This window comes from Leptospira dzoumogneensis, assembly GCF_004770895.1.
Lineage (GTDB): Bacteria > Spirochaetota > Leptospiria > Leptospirales > Leptospiraceae > Leptospira_B > Leptospira_B dzoumogneensis.
The window spans coordinates 190,756-205,920 of record NZ_RQHS01000016.1 but is presented as its reverse complement, the minus strand read 5'-3'; the positions used below and the strand labels follow the sequence as shown (position 1 = coordinate 205,920).

15 protein-coding genes are annotated in these 15,165 nt (G+C 42.2%); 8 read left to right on the top strand and 7 right to left on the bottom strand.

What is annotated here, in order from left to right; genetic code table 11:
* Window positions 1-3: 3 nt before the first annotated feature.
* Window positions 4-747: a cell division protein FtsQ/DivIB gene (locus EHR06_RS10890; protein WP_135757014.1), complete on the bottom strand. Its 744-nt coding sequence runs from the start codon at window positions 745-747 to the stop codon at window positions 4-6.
* Window positions 748-883: 136 nt separating this feature from the next.
* Between EHR06_RS10890 and EHR06_RS10885 the strand changes: the two genes are divergently transcribed.
* From EHR06_RS10885 to kdsB, 7 genes are all read left to right on the top strand, one after another.
* The gene (locus tag EHR06_RS10885) at window positions 884-1,687 is read left to right on the top strand and encodes an MlaD family protein (protein WP_135757013.1); all 804 of its coding nucleotides are present in this window, start codon (window positions 884-886) and stop codon (window positions 1,685-1,687) included.
* A 64-nt stretch (window positions 1,688-1,751) separates the two neighbouring features.
* Window positions 1,752-2,855, top strand: a complete 1,104-nt coding sequence (locus EHR06_RS10880) for a glycosyltransferase (protein WP_167492291.1) — start codon at window positions 1,752-1,754, stop codon at window positions 2,853-2,855.
* Window positions 2,852-3,076: a flagellar FlbD family protein gene (locus tag EHR06_RS10875; RefSeq protein WP_135757011.1), complete on the top strand. Its 225-nt coding sequence runs from the start codon at window positions 2,852-2,854 to the stop codon at window positions 3,074-3,076. Before EHR06_RS10880 ends, EHR06_RS10875 begins: the two co-directional genes overlap by 4 nt.
* Before the next feature lie 6 nt (window positions 3,077-3,082).
* Window positions 3,083-3,865: a motility protein A gene (locus EHR06_RS10870; RefSeq protein ID WP_135757010.1), complete on the top strand. Its 783-nt coding sequence runs from the start codon at window positions 3,083-3,085 to the stop codon at window positions 3,863-3,865.
* 21 nt (window positions 3,866-3,886) lie between these two features.
* Window positions 3,887-4,714, top strand: coding sequence for a flagellar motor protein MotB (gene motB, locus EHR06_RS10865; RefSeq protein ID WP_135757009.1), 828 nt, complete (start codon window positions 3,887-3,889; stop codon window positions 4,712-4,714).
* A 21-nt stretch (window positions 4,715-4,735) separates the two neighbouring features.
* Window positions 4,736-5,260, top strand: a complete 525-nt coding sequence (locus tag EHR06_RS10860) for a flagellar basal body-associated FliL family protein (protein ID WP_008591739.1) — start codon at window positions 4,736-4,738, stop codon at window positions 5,258-5,260.
* Window positions 5,260-6,003, top strand: a complete 744-nt coding sequence (gene kdsB / locus EHR06_RS10855; protein ID WP_135757008.1) for a 3-deoxy-manno-octulosonate cytidylyltransferase — start codon at window positions 5,260-5,262, stop codon at window positions 6,001-6,003. The genes EHR06_RS10860 and kdsB overlap by 1 nt, the downstream gene beginning before the upstream one ends.
* On the opposite strand, the gene EHR06_RS10850 is transcribed toward kdsB, so the two are convergent.
* From EHR06_RS10850 to EHR06_RS10825, 6 genes are all read right to left on the bottom strand, one after another.
* The gene (locus tag EHR06_RS10850; RefSeq protein WP_020769614.1) at window positions 6,000-6,338 is read right to left on the bottom strand and encodes an STAS domain-containing protein; all 339 of its coding nucleotides are present in this window, start codon (window positions 6,336-6,338) and stop codon (window positions 6,000-6,002) included. The two genes, kdsB and EHR06_RS10850, sit on opposite strands and share 4 nt — an antisense overlap.
* A 91-nt stretch (window positions 6,339-6,429) precedes the next feature.
* A complete protein-coding gene (locus EHR06_RS10845) occupies window positions 6,430-6,642 on the bottom strand; it encodes a hypothetical protein (protein ID WP_135757007.1) in 213 nt (70 codons plus the stop codon).
* 92 nt (window positions 6,643-6,734) lie between these two features.
* Window positions 6,735-7,151 carry a c-type cytochrome gene (locus EHR06_RS10840; RefSeq protein WP_100706473.1) on the bottom strand — a complete coding sequence of 139 codons (417 nt, stop codon included), beginning with the start codon at window positions 7,149-7,151 and terminating at the stop codon, window positions 6,735-6,737.
* Between the two features lie 250 nt (window positions 7,152-7,401).
* On the bottom strand, window positions 7,402-7,761 hold the full coding sequence (locus EHR06_RS10835) for a Zn-ribbon domain-containing OB-fold protein (RefSeq protein WP_135757006.1): 360 nt from the start codon (window positions 7,759-7,761) through the stop codon (window positions 7,402-7,404).
* On the bottom strand, window positions 7,761-8,924 hold the full coding sequence (locus EHR06_RS10830; protein WP_135757005.1) for a thiolase domain-containing protein: 1,164 nt from the start codon (window positions 8,922-8,924) through the stop codon (window positions 7,761-7,763). Before EHR06_RS10830 ends, EHR06_RS10835 begins: the two co-directional genes overlap by 1 nt.
* A gap of 10 nt (window positions 8,925-8,934) precedes the next feature.
* Window positions 8,935-9,702: a glucose 1-dehydrogenase gene (locus tag EHR06_RS10825; RefSeq protein ID WP_086448525.1), complete on the bottom strand. Its 768-nt coding sequence runs from the start codon at window positions 9,700-9,702 to the stop codon at window positions 8,935-8,937.
* Between the two features lie 1,041 nt (window positions 9,703-10,743).
* Here EHR06_RS10825 and EHR06_RS10820 point away from each other — a divergent pair.
* Complete coding sequence (locus EHR06_RS10820; RefSeq protein WP_135757004.1) at window positions 10,744-15,120, top strand: LIC12048 family lipoprotein; 4,377 nt, start codon at window positions 10,744-10,746, stop codon at window positions 15,118-15,120.
* The last annotated feature ends 45 nt before the right edge of the window (window positions 15,121-15,165 follow it).

The following is a 15,165-nucleotide window of genomic DNA, read 5'->3' as shown; positions in this document are numbered from 1 at the left end:
TTCTTAATGGTAGACCGCGTCTTCTCCTCGTATGTCCACGAGTTTGGGGCGGACTTTTTCTTTTTCAAGATATGCTAATACAGCGTATAACTTTCTGACCTGTTCCGTTTGGAATAAGGTCCCGACTTGCACACGAACGGACAGAGGAGTGTCCGCGTAGACAAAAATTTCTCCGTCTTCATGCAAGGATACTTCGGAGATGCGGGTCTTCAATGCAGGATAAGAACGAAATGCATTCTCCACAGAAGTATGAAGATCTTTGAATGCAGCACCGATCACTTCTCCTTTTTCTCTTGGAAATGTTCCGGAAAGAACGGTGAGTCCTTGGCTTCTAACATCATCCATGGAAATTATTTTGAGATCAGGATCTATTTCAAAAAGATGACCGTCTGAGTTCACAAGGTAATTCGGTTTTCTTTCAGTGATCTCCACCAATAATTGGTCGTCCGTTTTTTTTTCCAAATGTGCGGATTTGATTCTGGGATGTGAGGTAAGTCGGTGTTCCATTTGGCCGAGGTCGTAATTTTCGAAAGAGGTTCCCGGTTGGATACCCATGATCTGAACTATTTCTTCCGTTCTAAGAGTTTCGTGTCCTGTCAGTATGAGTTTGTTCAACTCCTGGGGAAGGGAACCCCTTCTAAATCCCCAACCTAAAGTGCTCGCCAATAGAAAGAGGAAGGCCAGAAGCCACCAACTCGTTCTTTTTTGAACGGATTCTTTCAAAAAGTCAATTATATTATGTCTCATAGGCGTTTTGAGCAGGTTTTTTCTTCCTTTCCCCTAGAATTATCGGGAAATTCTCCAAAATTTCGCCCATCTATTTTTGATTTAGAAGGATTTAGTTGATCCGAATCCAAAGCCGAAGTTTCTAATAGAAGAAAGTATGAAATTCCCGATCCCTTCTCCCATACATCTAGGTTTCGTTTTCTTTTGTGCTTTTTTCGTACTCTTATACCAATCCGTGATCGAGAGATCCGGTTCCGAAGAAGATTATCCTTATACTTTAAAAATTTATTATCCTAAGTCCCAAGGGATCCGTCCTGGAACTCCAGTCAGTATTTTAGGATTAGAAAGGGGAATCGTTCGAGATGTGGATGTGGTCGGGATAGAAGAAGTTCCCGACAAAAGATTTTTGGACAAGAACAGGACCAAGGCGGTGGAGATCACGATCCGTCTTGCGGAGCCCATCACATTGTATTCAAACTACGATATCAGTTTTAGGACAGCTACCGTACTTTCCGGTCGGACCATAGATATCAATCCTGGGAATGCGGAAGAAAATTCCAAACAGACATTCTTCAAACCTACATACAAAGAAGAAGATGGTTTTCGTCCGGACTTCGCTCCTTCTGCCAGATACTATGACGACTTTTTTGCGGCTTCCACGGGTGTGATCCGAGAGAATAAACAAGATATCACTTTGATGTTCGCAAATATGGAAGAGATCTCTTATAAACTCAAAAGTAGTAACGGCTCCGTCCCAAGATTTATCAATGATCCGGATACCTACGATAATCTGGCAGAAACATTGACCGATATGAGAATTTTAGGAGACGATGCGAGAAGGTACGTTGAAGGATACCGCAAGATAGAAAGAAGTGCTCCTATCCCTTTCTCCATCAATTTATATCGTAGGACCACCATCATCGGTGGGATTTCCAGCGATTTCTATCTGAACAAACTATAACTCCACCAGGAACCGCTCCGAAAAGGCGGGGACAAACTAAGCTACCCTGCCGATCCTAGTATCTATGAAAGTCGCAGTGATCCATGATTGGCTGAATGGAATGAGGGGAGGAGAGATCGTACTCGATTCTATCCTTAAAGTATTTCCGGATGCGGATCTATTTACCCTTTTTTATGAAAAAGGAAAATTAAACGAAAGAATAGAAAATAGAAAGATCGTAACGGCATTCACTGATAGTCTTCCTTTCAAATCCAAATACCGTTGGTATCTTCCTTTATTTCCCACCGCGATAGAATCCTTGGATCTAAGAGGATATGATCTGATCCTATCTTCTTCTCATTGTGTTGCAAAAGGTATAATCCCCGATCCGGACGCGATCCATATCAGCTATGTACATTCTCCCATGAGATATGTTTGGGATCTGTATTATGATTATTTTCCTGCGAGAAGCGGCCTGAAGTTTTTCGCATTCCAACTTGTTTCCAATTATCTTCGCAACTGGGATTCTGTTTCTTCCAATAGAGTGGATTCATTCTTATGTAACTCCGAGTTCGTAGCGAGAAGGATCCAAAAATTCTATAGAAGAGATTCCGAGGTAGTGTATCCTCCTTGTTTGCCTAAAGGGTTTCAGGTCAAAGCGGAGAAGAAGGAAAACTTCGACCTGATCGTTTCCGCATTCGCTCCTTATAAGCGGATCGACTTGGCGATAGAAGCATATCGAAAGAATGGTAGATCTCTTAAAATTTTAGGAAGCGGCCAAGAATATAAGAAACTTATAAAAGATCTTCCCCCTAATGTGGAGATCCTACCTCATAGGCCGAGAAACGAAGTGCAAGAGTATATGGCCAAGGCAAAGACATTCATTTTTCCCGGGATGGAAGATTTCGGGATCGCACCTGTCGAGGCCCAGGGGTATTGTACTCCTGTTCTAGCTTATGCGAAAGGTGGGGCCTTGGAAACGGTTGCCTCCGGAAAGACCGGGCTATTCTTCAAAGAGCAAACAGTAGAGGCATTGAACTCGGCCATAAAGGAATCCGACCGAAAAGAATGGAAAACTAAGGACTTTCAGGCCTCGGTAAACCGTTTTACGGAGGAAAAATTCATCATCCAAATCCAAAAGACGGTCGAGACTATAAACAAGAACTCTGGAAAAAGGAGGGGCGTTTGATTACTTTACATAGATTAAAAGGAACTGAATTCGTTCTGAACGCCTCTCATATAGAATGTATCGAAGCTAATCCGGATACTACGATCACTTTGTCTAATGATAGAAAATATGTGGTCCAGGAAAGTATACCCGAAGTGATCGAAAAAATTTTGGAGTTCAAAAAACGAGTGCTGGTGTTTCCTTTGGGTTCCGCGCCGGATCAATTTAAGAGGGCAGATTAAACTACAATGGATATAGCTACAATCATAGGTTTCGGCTCTGCAGTCGTAGTATTCGCTTTCGGGATTCTTTCCGCCGGTTTGAACCCGATCGATATCGTGGACGTACCTTCCGTATTGATCACATTCGGAGGAGCGACCGCTTGTACGGTGATGGCGGTCCCTTGGCAAAATACATTGGAATTAGGCAAGGTAACTCGTAAGGCTTTTAGAGAAGAAAAAAGCGATCTGATCGGACTCATTAAAACATTAGTTTCCTTCTCCGAAAAAGCAAGGAGAGAAGGTCTACTCGCATTAGAAGACGACGTGAACGAACTTCCTGAAGAATTTTTAAGAAAGGGAATTACCCTCGTAGTGGACGGAACAGACCCTGAACTCGTTCGGAATATTATGGAAACCGAAATGAGTAATATTGCATCCAGACACGGTGCCGGAAAAGCTTGGTGGGAAAACTGGGGAGCTCTCGCTCCTGCATTCGGGATGATCGGAACTCTGATCGGACTCGTTCAGATGTTAAAGAACCTTGGATCCGGGGACGCAAGTGCGATCGGAACAGGGATGGCGGCAGCTTTGATCACCACATTATACGGATCTATGGGTGCGAACATGGTCGCTATCCCTATCATGAAAAAACTCATGCGTAAATCCGAAGACGAACTATTAGTAAGACAGATCATGATAGAAGGTACACTTTCCATCCAATCGGGAGACAACCCTCGTATCGTGAAGGACAAGCTCGCAAGTTATCTGCCACCTGGCGAACGTGGCGTATTGAAAGACGAAAACGATTAAGATTTATTTCGGAAGAAGAATATGGCAAAACAGAAATGTCCAGAATGTATCCAGAATATTCCAGAGTACATGCTTACTTATGGAGACATGGTTACGCTTCTTCTTTGCTTCTTCATTATGTTATACCGTACAGGTAAAACGAACGCGATAGAGATGCAGATCATTCTATCCGCGTTCAAGACCACTACCGGTTTTTTTGACGGTGGACAAACTCTTTCCAAAGGAAAATTGGAAGAGATGGGAATGAATATAGAAAGTCTTCCTTCCATGACCACAGGAAAGGCACTTTCTAAATCCAAGAAGACCGCTACGGAATTATTCAAACCTGAGATAGAAGCTGGGAAAGTGAGAGTAACGGAAGACGAAAGAGGTCTTGTGATCAGCTTAGTAGGGGCAGATTATTTTAATCCAGGCTCCGCAATCTTGCAGGAACCGATCAAAGGTACATTAAAAAAAGCCAGCGGACTCATCAAAGGACTCGAAAGATTTGTACGGGTAGAAGGTCACTGCGACGCTGATGCAGTACTTCCCGGCGCGAATCCAAACAGGGAAGAAAGAACATATTTAAACAATTGGGATCTTGCAGGAGCAAGAGCGATCAACTCCACCGATTATGTTGTCGGAGTAGGAAAGTTGGATCCTAGTTGGTTCCAAGCAGTGAGTTTCGGATCTTATAGACCTCTGGTCGTGGAGAACCAAGGAACTCCGGAAGCAAAAGCATTCAATAGAAGAATTGATATCGTAATCTTAACGGAAAAATCCACCAAACGAAGTGAATACGAATCCAACTTCGGCCTGCCTAAGAGCCGAGTTCCTGGTTCGGAAACTTCCACCGAAAGTGGATTATAGTAGAGTAAAAGGAGAATACCCATGGGCGATCCCGAAATAGACGAGGAAGAAGGCGGTTTACCCGCGGCGGATGCCGGCGCCGGCTCGTCTCCGCTCATCAAATGGCTGATCTATATTGCCGGTGCCGTATTCGGAATTATAATAGTTGTACTTGTTTCCATGTTTGTTGCGAAACAGGCGGCGACTAGCACTTTCCGTGAAATGAAAAACGTGGCTTTAGTAAAACCCCCTCCGCCATTAATGACCTTCCAATTCCAGGAAGAGTTCAGGATCAACACTGCGGATAAAGGGGAAACACACTTCGTAAAGATGAAATTATCTTTCGGAGTAGCAAGAGATGATGCTAAGATCACTGCGGAACTTGCGGAAAGGATCGCTCAGATGAGAGACTTGGTAAACCTAATTATAGGAAGAAAAACCAAGGACGATCTGATAGACGTCGAAGATCAATTGGATTTGAGAGAAGAGATCAAGGCTCAGATCAATCATATCCTCTCCGACGGAAAGATCCAAGAAGTTTACTTCACAGAATTTATCGTCAACTGATGACAAAATCGAAAATCCTAGGGGTCATACCTGCAAGATACGGAAGTTCCCGATTTCCCGGCAAACCATTGGCCAAGATCGGGGACCTTCCTATGATCGCTTGGACATATAAAAATTCTCTAAAGTCTTCTCTTCTTCATGATGTAGTAGTTGCTACCGACGACGAAAGGATCTTACAGATCGTTTCGGATCATGGCGGTAAGGCGGTAATGACTTCTCCAGATCATCCTTCCGGAACGGATCGAATTAGAGAAGTCGCACTCAAATATCCCGACTCAGGAATTATCATCAATATACAAGGCGATGAACCTGGAATAGAATCGGAACTGATAGACGGAGTGGCAAAACTTAAAACAGAAAGACCGGATTGGGCGATGAGCACTGCAGCAGTTCGATTAGAAGAAAACGAGATCCAAGATCCGAACAGGGTCAAAGTGGTTCTGGATAAAAACGGAAAAGCGCTCTACTTCTCCCGTTCCGCAATCCCTAGCCAATTTAAAAAAACTGTGCCTGCTTACAGACATCTGGGGATCTACGGATACGATAGGGACTTCTTACTTGGATATCCTGATCTTCCCCCAAGCGCGTTGGAAGAATCGGAATCACTCGAACAATTAAGAGCGATGGAAGCAGGACATTCTATCGGAGTGTATATAGCAAGCCGCGCAGCATTGAGCGTGGACACGCCCGAAGATCTGGAATTAGTAGTAGAGGATTTTAAGAAGAAGGGATTGATCCCTTAACTAAGAGCTTCTTGCAGAGTGTTATGGATCAGAACGAAATCCGTAAGACCGACTATATCCATCACTTTTCTGAAATGATCGTTTAGACCTGCAAATTCAATTTTAGAAGAAGATTCACTTGCTTTGGTGATCAAACTGATCAACGTAGCAAGCCCCGCCGAATTGATGTAAGACGTTCCGTGAAAATTCAAAATCACCCTGGTCCTACGTTGTTCGGGTATGGACTGGTATTTTCCTAAAATTTCGTCATCCGCCTCGGAGGTAATTTCTCCAGAGATATGGATCACCGGAACATTAGGTTCAAGATCCACGTTTATTTTGAATTCGTCAGACATCTGCCTTATTTAGCACAAAAGACCTTCCCACTTGAAGACAGTCAATCCCGTTTCCTGGGAAAAACCGACCGTCTACTGGAAGGTTCTCCGATTAAACGTAGTGCTCTAGCTCCTCCGGAGAAAGTCTGTCGAAAATCTGGCCGCACTGGGAACATTGAAAGGAAACAGCGGTAGGTTTGGAAGAGATCCCGAAAAGGATCAAAAACCAGGCCCATTTGCCGTAAGCTTTCACTTCTCTAGAAAGAGGGGATTTTCTGTCTGTTCCGCAACTGTCGCAATGTGGTAAAGAAGAGGATTGGCTCACAAAGCTAGGTTGAAATGGGGGTGGAAAACTTCCAGAAGAAAAGTGGGAAAAAATCAAGAAGGGAGTCCTTTCGGACTCCCGGAGAATTGGAATTAATTTTGGTTTAGGTAGATTACGTACTTAGAAATCTTTTTAAGTTTTTCGTCGCCTAAGAACTTGTAGGAGGTCATCACAGGGTTGCTTGGAATTCCGTTATTCAAAGTTTTTAGAATTCCTGCCTCTGTAGGACCATTTTTCCACTCGTTAGCAGGTGCTTTGTAATTTCTAGGCTTTGGATTTAAGCTAGCCGCAGCTGCTCCGTCTCCAGCACCTGTATCGCCGTGACATGCGTTACATCCGTTTTCAAGAAAAAGTTTTTTACCTTCTTCTACTTCAGGACTTAAAGTTGCTGCTGCACTTGCTACAGGTGCAGCTTCTTCTTTCGGCTTTTCTTTATCTCCGCAGTTCAATAGGAAGATGAGGGAGAGAATGGAAACAAAAAGGGAAATCAGGATTGCCCGAGTCTTCATGGATTACTCCTTTATATTGGTTCCAAGTTTCTTTTTCAGAAAGAGAAAGCAAAGAACTTTTTGTCACGGTATTGTCGGCGCGGATTCCGCAAAGGATTTCGGGTAAAGTGTAGAAGGAACCGAAAATTGACTTTTGTCAAAGCATCCGGAGATGATTCTTAATATCGATTTCTGAGAATGGAAAAGAATCGGACTTATTGGTTTTTTGTAAAACAAAAGCGGGGGAGTCCCACCCCGCTTCCTTTTTAGATCAAGCGGGTTTAAAAATAAATCCCGTCGAAGTTTCTGTTCTATCGAAAAGAACAGGCATATCGATCGCAACGGATTCAGTGACAGGTTTACCTTGGTATTCTCCTTCGATAATACTCATGGTTTTTGCACCTTCTTCCAGCTCGATGACTGCAAGAACGTAAGGCGCTCTTGGAGCCAAATGACCGAAACCGACATGAACCACAGTGTAAGTGTAAACTTTTCCTTTGCCTGAAAAAGTTTTAGCTTCCACATCATCCGATCCACAGCTTGTGCAAGAAACAACAGGATCAGTAGCTTCGAATCCGCAGGACTTGCATTTTTTTCCGGTTAAAGAATGAGCTTCCATAATCTCCGCCATTATTCCCCCCTCTGCAGAATATGCACTATACTAACTGCACCCGGGCCGCCTAAAACATGAGTTAAAGCAGTGCGGGCATTCGCTACTTGTCGTTTTTCGGATTGGTCTCTGAGTTGGTAAGTCATCTCCACAACTTGACCAACGCCTGTAGCACCAACCGGATGGCCTTTTGCTTTCAAACCGCCTGAAGTGTTTACAGGAAGTTTTCCGCCCAATCGAGTATGGCCGTCTTTAGTGAACTGGCCGCCTTTTCCTTTTTCTACAAAGCCAAGATCTTCTATATTGATGATCTCGGTAATCGTGAAGCAGTCATGGCATTCCAGAACATCGATGTCCTTTCTTTCTATACCGGCCATTTTAAATGCCTCTGTAGCCGCTTGAACAGATGCGGGGAAGCTTACTGAATCTTTTTTAAGAGCCACATTGAAGTAGTCTCCACCGATCCCGGAACCTTTTACAACAACATAGTCCTTACGAACGGATTTTGCCTTTTCCTTAGTAGTGATCACAACCGCCGCAGAAGCATCCGTAACCAAAGAAACATCATGAAAACCGAATGGAGTAGTTACCATTCTTGCTCTCATAATATTATTGAAAGAAATCTCTTTTTGTTTATGGGCAAATGGATTTAGACTGCCGTGGAAATAGTTTTTTTCAGCAACAGTTGCTAACATTTCCTTAGTAGTTCCGAACTCATGCATATGACGGATCGCGTTTAGCGCAAAACCGGAAGGACCGGAGATACAATAACCGCCTTCTACATCTTGGTCTTGGCCTCTTGCCACGATTTCCATCGTGGTTTCAGGATCTAAACCGTTCATTTTTTCCACGCCCAGAACTAAAACAGTATCGTACAGGCCGGATGCAACAGCAAGAACACCCTGTCTCATCGCAATCCCGCCGGAAGCGCAAGCTCCTTCGGTTCTGATAGCTGGACGATCACCTAATCCGAGTAAGTTGGCTGCATAAGAACCCATAGTGTTTTGAGCGTTAAACTCATTACCGGCATAATTCCCCACATAAACAGCTTGGATCTCTTTTCTGTCTATGCCTGAATCTTTGATAGCACCGTTACCGGCTTCAGTAACTAGATCGCGTAAAGTCCTATCTTTATGATTACCGTGGACCGTTTCATAGGCCCCGATGATTGCTACTTCTCTCATGGATAACTCCTTACATTCCGATACCGGCGCCGCCGTCTACACGGAGGAAAACACCGGTGATATAAGATGCTTTGTCTGAAAGGAAAAATTCAACAGCGTTAGCGATCTCTTGTTGAGTACCAGGTCTCTTCAAAGGAATGAACATAGGATCGGTAAGTTTTTTTTGGACTTCTTCCGGAAGAGAAGCAGTCATGTCTGTTTGCACGTAACCAGGGCAAACTGCATTTACTAAAACGTTTCTGCCTGAAAATTCTCTCGCGGCAACTTTAGTAAGAGCGATTACAGCAGCCTTAGAAGAAGAATAGTTGGCTTGTCCAGGCTGACCTGAAAGACCTGAAAGAGAAGAGATGTTCACAATTCTACCGGAAGGAGCTTTTAAAAGAAGTTTAGAAGCATACTTGGTCATTAAGAACACACCTTTCGCGTTTACATCCATCACGAAATCATACTCTTGCTCGCTCATTCTGATGAAAAGATTATCTTTCAGAACACCTGCGTTGTTTACTAAGAAGTCCAATTTACCGAATTTCTCTTTAACAGCATTGATAGCAGCGTCGCAGTCTTCCGGTTTAGTAACGTTTACCGGAATACCTAATGTTTTAACGCCGAATTCTTTAGCGATATCAGCAGCTGCTTGCTCGATATGCTCTTTATTTAAGTCTACAACGACCACATCTCCACCATCTCTTGCGATAGTATTGGCGATAGCGCGGCCTAAACCTCTGGGAGATGCAGCTCCCGTAACTAATGCGACTTTACCTTCGAATTGTTTTGCCATTTGGATCCCTCTTATGTCCTCGGATAACGAATTTTGAAACTTTCGGATCGTACAGATAGAATTTGATCTGTTTGAAGTAGAACGATTGTTCTGGTAAAAGATGGATTCTACCTGGATTCCCGACAAGAAAAATTCATTGGATTGTAAGACCATGGAACACTGTTCGTTTTTATTGAACATTTGTTCGCAAGATTTAGGGGGAGGACGGTTTTGTTGTGAACGGTCGGTAATGGTAGGATATGTCTCATTTTTTAAATGATTTTATACTTAATTGGACTGAGAGGGATAATAATATATTATAAATATTTAATATATTATTGAAAAAAGATGTTTTAGTGCAAGAAAAGATGCAAGTTGAGTCTTCCGCAATAAAATCGATCTCTATATGATGAAAATGTATGAGTTCATTCCTGAATTCTGAGGAGAATATCCGTTACCCTAAATGAGGTAACCGTATCCATTAAGGAATAATCTGAATCTAGTGTGAAAAAATTCATGAATGATTCTCCTCTTGATCGAAATCAAGAGGAGAAGAGTGACTTTATGATTTGATTCCCGAACTATTTGCAGACAATTCAATGAGTTTATAAATAATTAAATTCCAGATATTAGGATTTTTATATTATAAAAATATAAAATATAAATTTTTATCAAGAATTCGACATATAAATATCCCATATTAGGATAATGTAAAATATCCATTATGGGATAGCCGCTTATTGAAGTCCGTTATCCCATTTGATAGAAAAGGTTCCCAAATTTTTCTCCGTTAACCGGATTTTGTTCTGATAACTGCCTGTTTTCTTAACGTTTCAAAAATTTTTTTAAGTCTCCCGCAAAAAATTAGACAAAAATGGGAACTTTTTTCAAACGTCCATTCAAACGCCCAAGTTCTGTTTCGATTCAAAGATGAATCTGACAAAACTGTGAGTAAAGATTTGAACTCAGTCAAAAAAGTAGACTCATGTCGAAAAATTTGTCCGGGATGTTTTGTATTTTGGATTTGGTTCTTTAAGTGATGGGGAACCGGAGGTTCGTTCGATGTTCGATTTGATCGTTAGGATTGTTGTTAGAAAAGTTATTATAACTTCTGTTGTACTTTCTTTTGCAAGTTGTTTAAGCGACTGGGGTTTTGGCAGCGGAGATGTGGATTTGAAAAAAGCCACATGGTTAGTTGCGGAAAAGGTTCCTCTAGTGGTAGATAAGGGCGGAGTTCCTATTCCTGGCGGGAATGGTGGAACACCAACAACTCCGGTAAATAACCTTTTTAATTTGAAACCGGGAACAAAAGTAAGCGCTCAAGCTTTTGGCGGCGCAATTGATCCTACCGGAACTACAATCGTTAACGATTTCGATGGAGATGGAATATTAAACATCAATGAAACTACTACGAACGTATGGGTAGCCGATTATCCCGATATTGACACAGTTGTCGCACCGCCAGTTACCATGAAGATCGCTATTTTAAAAAGTAGTTCTGGTGAAAGTGACGAGATCGTAAGCGAGATCAATTCGAACGATCTGGAGTCCACTAAGAATGAGGGCTCCGAATCAATTCACCAAAATGAATTAAATTTAAGAACAGTTCAATTCCAAGATCAATATAAAAGGGAAGTAGAAGCAAGCGGATCTAATCAAGTAGAGGCTAGTGCAAGCGTTTCAGTTTCTGTAGGTGGATCAGAATCTCCTGCTGCGATGTCTGCTTCTGCATCAGCGTCTTACAAAACCGCAAATAGCTGGGCTGCTAGAAATTTAGACGAAGCGACTACGACAAAATGGGCAGATAAACCGTTTAAGAACGATATCGATAAAGAAGCAAAAACTGTTAAGTCTGATTCCGCAAGTAATAAGGCTAGGAAATATAGATCGGAAAAAAGTTCTAAAATTAACCAGACTTCGAAAGTCGATGCAAATGCAGGTTATGTAAGGGCCGCACTATATATTAAAAATAGATCGGTTAACATGCCAGTTAAGCTAAGCAATATTCTTTGCACTTTAATGTTTGAAGATGCTCGAGGAGATTTAATTCCAGTTCAAAGTTTCCGTTTGAGAAATGACGATTATAGTTTATTCCAAGTAGAAGTTTATGGGGGAGATGATTTCGGACCATATGTTGTGGAACTTCCGAACTTAAATACTGCAGAAATTGAAAGTGCAATTGCTTCCGGTTATACTCCAAAAATTTTCATCGTAGATTACACGATGACTCATGTTGCGGATTCGAATTATAAATCCGCTCTATTGAATTTTTCGGGTGATAACTTGAAGATCGTAGAGGAAAATTCCAAAGGAAGAACAAGTTTAATTAAAATTTACGGGCCACAATATAGAGAAAAATATAGAGTTGCTGCCTTTGATGATTTAAGTTCGAATAATCCTTGCGTGACGACTACTGCTACTACATTATCTCCTGGCGTAACACTTAAGAAAGCATTAGAAAGGATTGCCTGTTCAGGACCCCAAGTAGAGTTTCAAGATTATGTTCTTGATTATAGTGAGTTTGCTCCATCCTTAGGTGATTCAAAACTACATATTAAGGGAATTAAATCTATAGCAGGAATCCCAACGAACTTGCCTTGCGTAAATCAGACATTTGCAGGTTCTGATGGAGTCAGCCGTACTGCTTGTGTTCAGAAGCCGATCAATTCATGGACAGAAGAAGAAAGAAAAACTGCAGGTGTCTGGGCAATTTACTCGCATGGTAAATTTAACGCACCCACTGAATATTGGGTCGATGGTTCAAATATTCGTATTTTTGATCCGGGTAATATCCGTAAGGCTCAAATGGTAAAAGGTGTGGATTCAATTATCTGGGCAGGCGACTATTATGACATAGTTTATATTACTGTTAAAGACCTTGCTAAAAATGAAGAGAATCCGCCATACGGAGCGACACCAATCGGAATTTCCGGTTCCAATCTGACAGGTGGATCCATCAATCCAAATGATCCTAATTCATTCTTTAAACTGAATACTCAGTGGGATCTTTCTCAATTCGGCGAGAATCCATATGAGCCGGACCAAAAATCTTTCTATGTAGGAAAAGTAGGATTTAACGAGAAGGTTGTATTTACGGTTAAGCTGGATCAGACCAAATATTTGAATCCAAGTTTCGGATTACCAGAAAACGGTGGCTCTTACCAATACTTTAGCGATTTCAAATATACTCCTGCCATTGCAACAAAACGTTTCAATATCGACCAAGTCATGGATTTTGAGATCAGTTTAGGTTTTGGAGGGCAAAGAACGGATTGGGTTCATGTTTACAAAGACACTGATGATACGGATGCTTATAAAATACGTAAGATGTGGATTGATACTTCCGGTTATGCGGATCAAACATTCCGAATCTGCTTACGCATGCCTCAGTTGAGCAACATAGTCGATCCGAATAATAGTTTAGTGAACATCTATGTTCGCCCAGCTTTGAACAGTGCATATCGTAGGACCATTTGGCCTTTGAAATATACTGATGTGAAAAAGATGAGAGGAGAATTGAGTTCTCCAGTGACCGTAGGAGACACCACTCTCTATTTATCCGGAGTATATGGGACGATAGAAGTAAATGATTATATTTATGTCAGCGGCGATACTTACCCTTATATCGTAGTAAGCAGTCTCCCAACTCCCGGCTATCCAGAAGGTTCCTTTACGGTTGTCTTGGATACGGCAATTAAGAAGAAGAACATCAAGACGACTCCAGTCTCTATTCCAGGTGCATTGCTTTCTCCTGATGCACGCTTAATCGTGGATAATTCCTTCCTTGCAGATTGGAATACTCAAACAACAGGAACTCCTGCTTCAAATTATTCTCTTCCTCAGTATCTTCCTCTACTAACGTCGGGGACAGTATCTTGTTCGGGAGCTAATCTCTTCCATCCTTCTGGATGCCTTGGATACAATCCGGATTATCTCGCAGTAAACTGGATGGGGAATTACAATAAAGGGGTTCCTTATTGGAACTCATGGACTGATGCTGGAGGATTCACAGGTTTCCTTTCCGGTGGAATGTTCCAACTGGCTACGAATAGCGGTCGTACTTACAAAGCAGGCACACTCGCAGCCGATACAATCTTAAGTGATCCTGGAACTGCGGTTCCGTTGGGCGAGCCAGTATCTGTTACCGAAGGTGATGCGACCATGGTAATTTGGAGGAGAGATACCAACCTTTATGGTAAAGTATTCCAAGTTTCTACGGGCAACGTGCTTGCTGGTCAGTTTCAAATTAACACAACTGCGATTACCTCTCCGGGGGAATTAGTTGTAAAATTGGATAATGGAAAAGCGGTAATTGTTTGGGAAAACGCCAAAGATATTTATTTGGCGGTCCGAAATATGACGACGTATGCGGCGACCGTTGCAGAGACAAAAGTTACCACAAGATTTTACGATCTAGGCGATTGGTCAAGGATAGATGTGGCTGTAAGTTCAGATCGCGCTATGGTTGTTTGGGGAGATAGCCAAGGGTCATATCCTTCTATTCACAAGCTTGGAAGAGCACGTATCTATAATACATCAACTGGAGCTGTTACAGTAGATACTTTTTTGTTGGATGACGTGGTCCATCCGGATAACTCTACGGGCAGATTCGAGTACCGAGTAGACAGCGGAGCGGGTAATACCAATGTCCTTTTTCTTGGCCACTATGTGAACACTTCTACTGGAAATATAGGTATTGGATATAGAGTTTATAATATCCTTACTGGTGCTTTGCTCACAGGTAGTAGTTCTCTTGACGTAAACGCTGTTACGATTCCTGGTCCAATGATTGTCAGGGCAAGCGGTAATAGGGGATTCGTGATTTGGAAAACTACAGCAAACGTTTGGTATGCAAGGGGAGTTGATTTAAGTACAGGAGCTAAATTAGGGACGACTGACTTGACTCTTGTTTCAGGTGTTTCTGATGTGAATGCGTTGCAGGCATCTTTATCCGGAGGCCAGGTATTTGTAACATATTCTAGGTCTGGTGGTATTTATCTGAAAGTTCTGAATCTTGCTGATGGGCAGCTCTTATATACAAATGAGTTGTTAATTGGTTCACTTTCTGCGACAGCAACCCAAAAGCCAGGAAAAACGATTCTTTCCGGAAACACAGTTCTTTCTGTTTGGGAACATTTTGAAAATAATAAACGGACCATCCGAGGAAGAACTGCTACCTTATCACCTTTTGCACTGAAAGGGAGTGGAGAATTCTTCGTGAGCACGACTAACCAAGGAGTGCAGTCTGGAGTAGCTCTTGGAGTGTATGATACAAAAGCTCTTCCGGTTTGGTTCTCTCAAGATACTGCTCAGCAAGTAATTCGAGGGTTTAATCTTGATTTGGTGAGTCCTGGATCTCTCCAGTTCGGTTTGAATAACTTCTTTATCGCTCCTTTGATCGAGAGAGATTACACGCTTAGCGTGCAGATCGTTCCATAAACAAACTCAGGGTGGCTTTTGGTTAAATCTGAAAGCCATCCATTC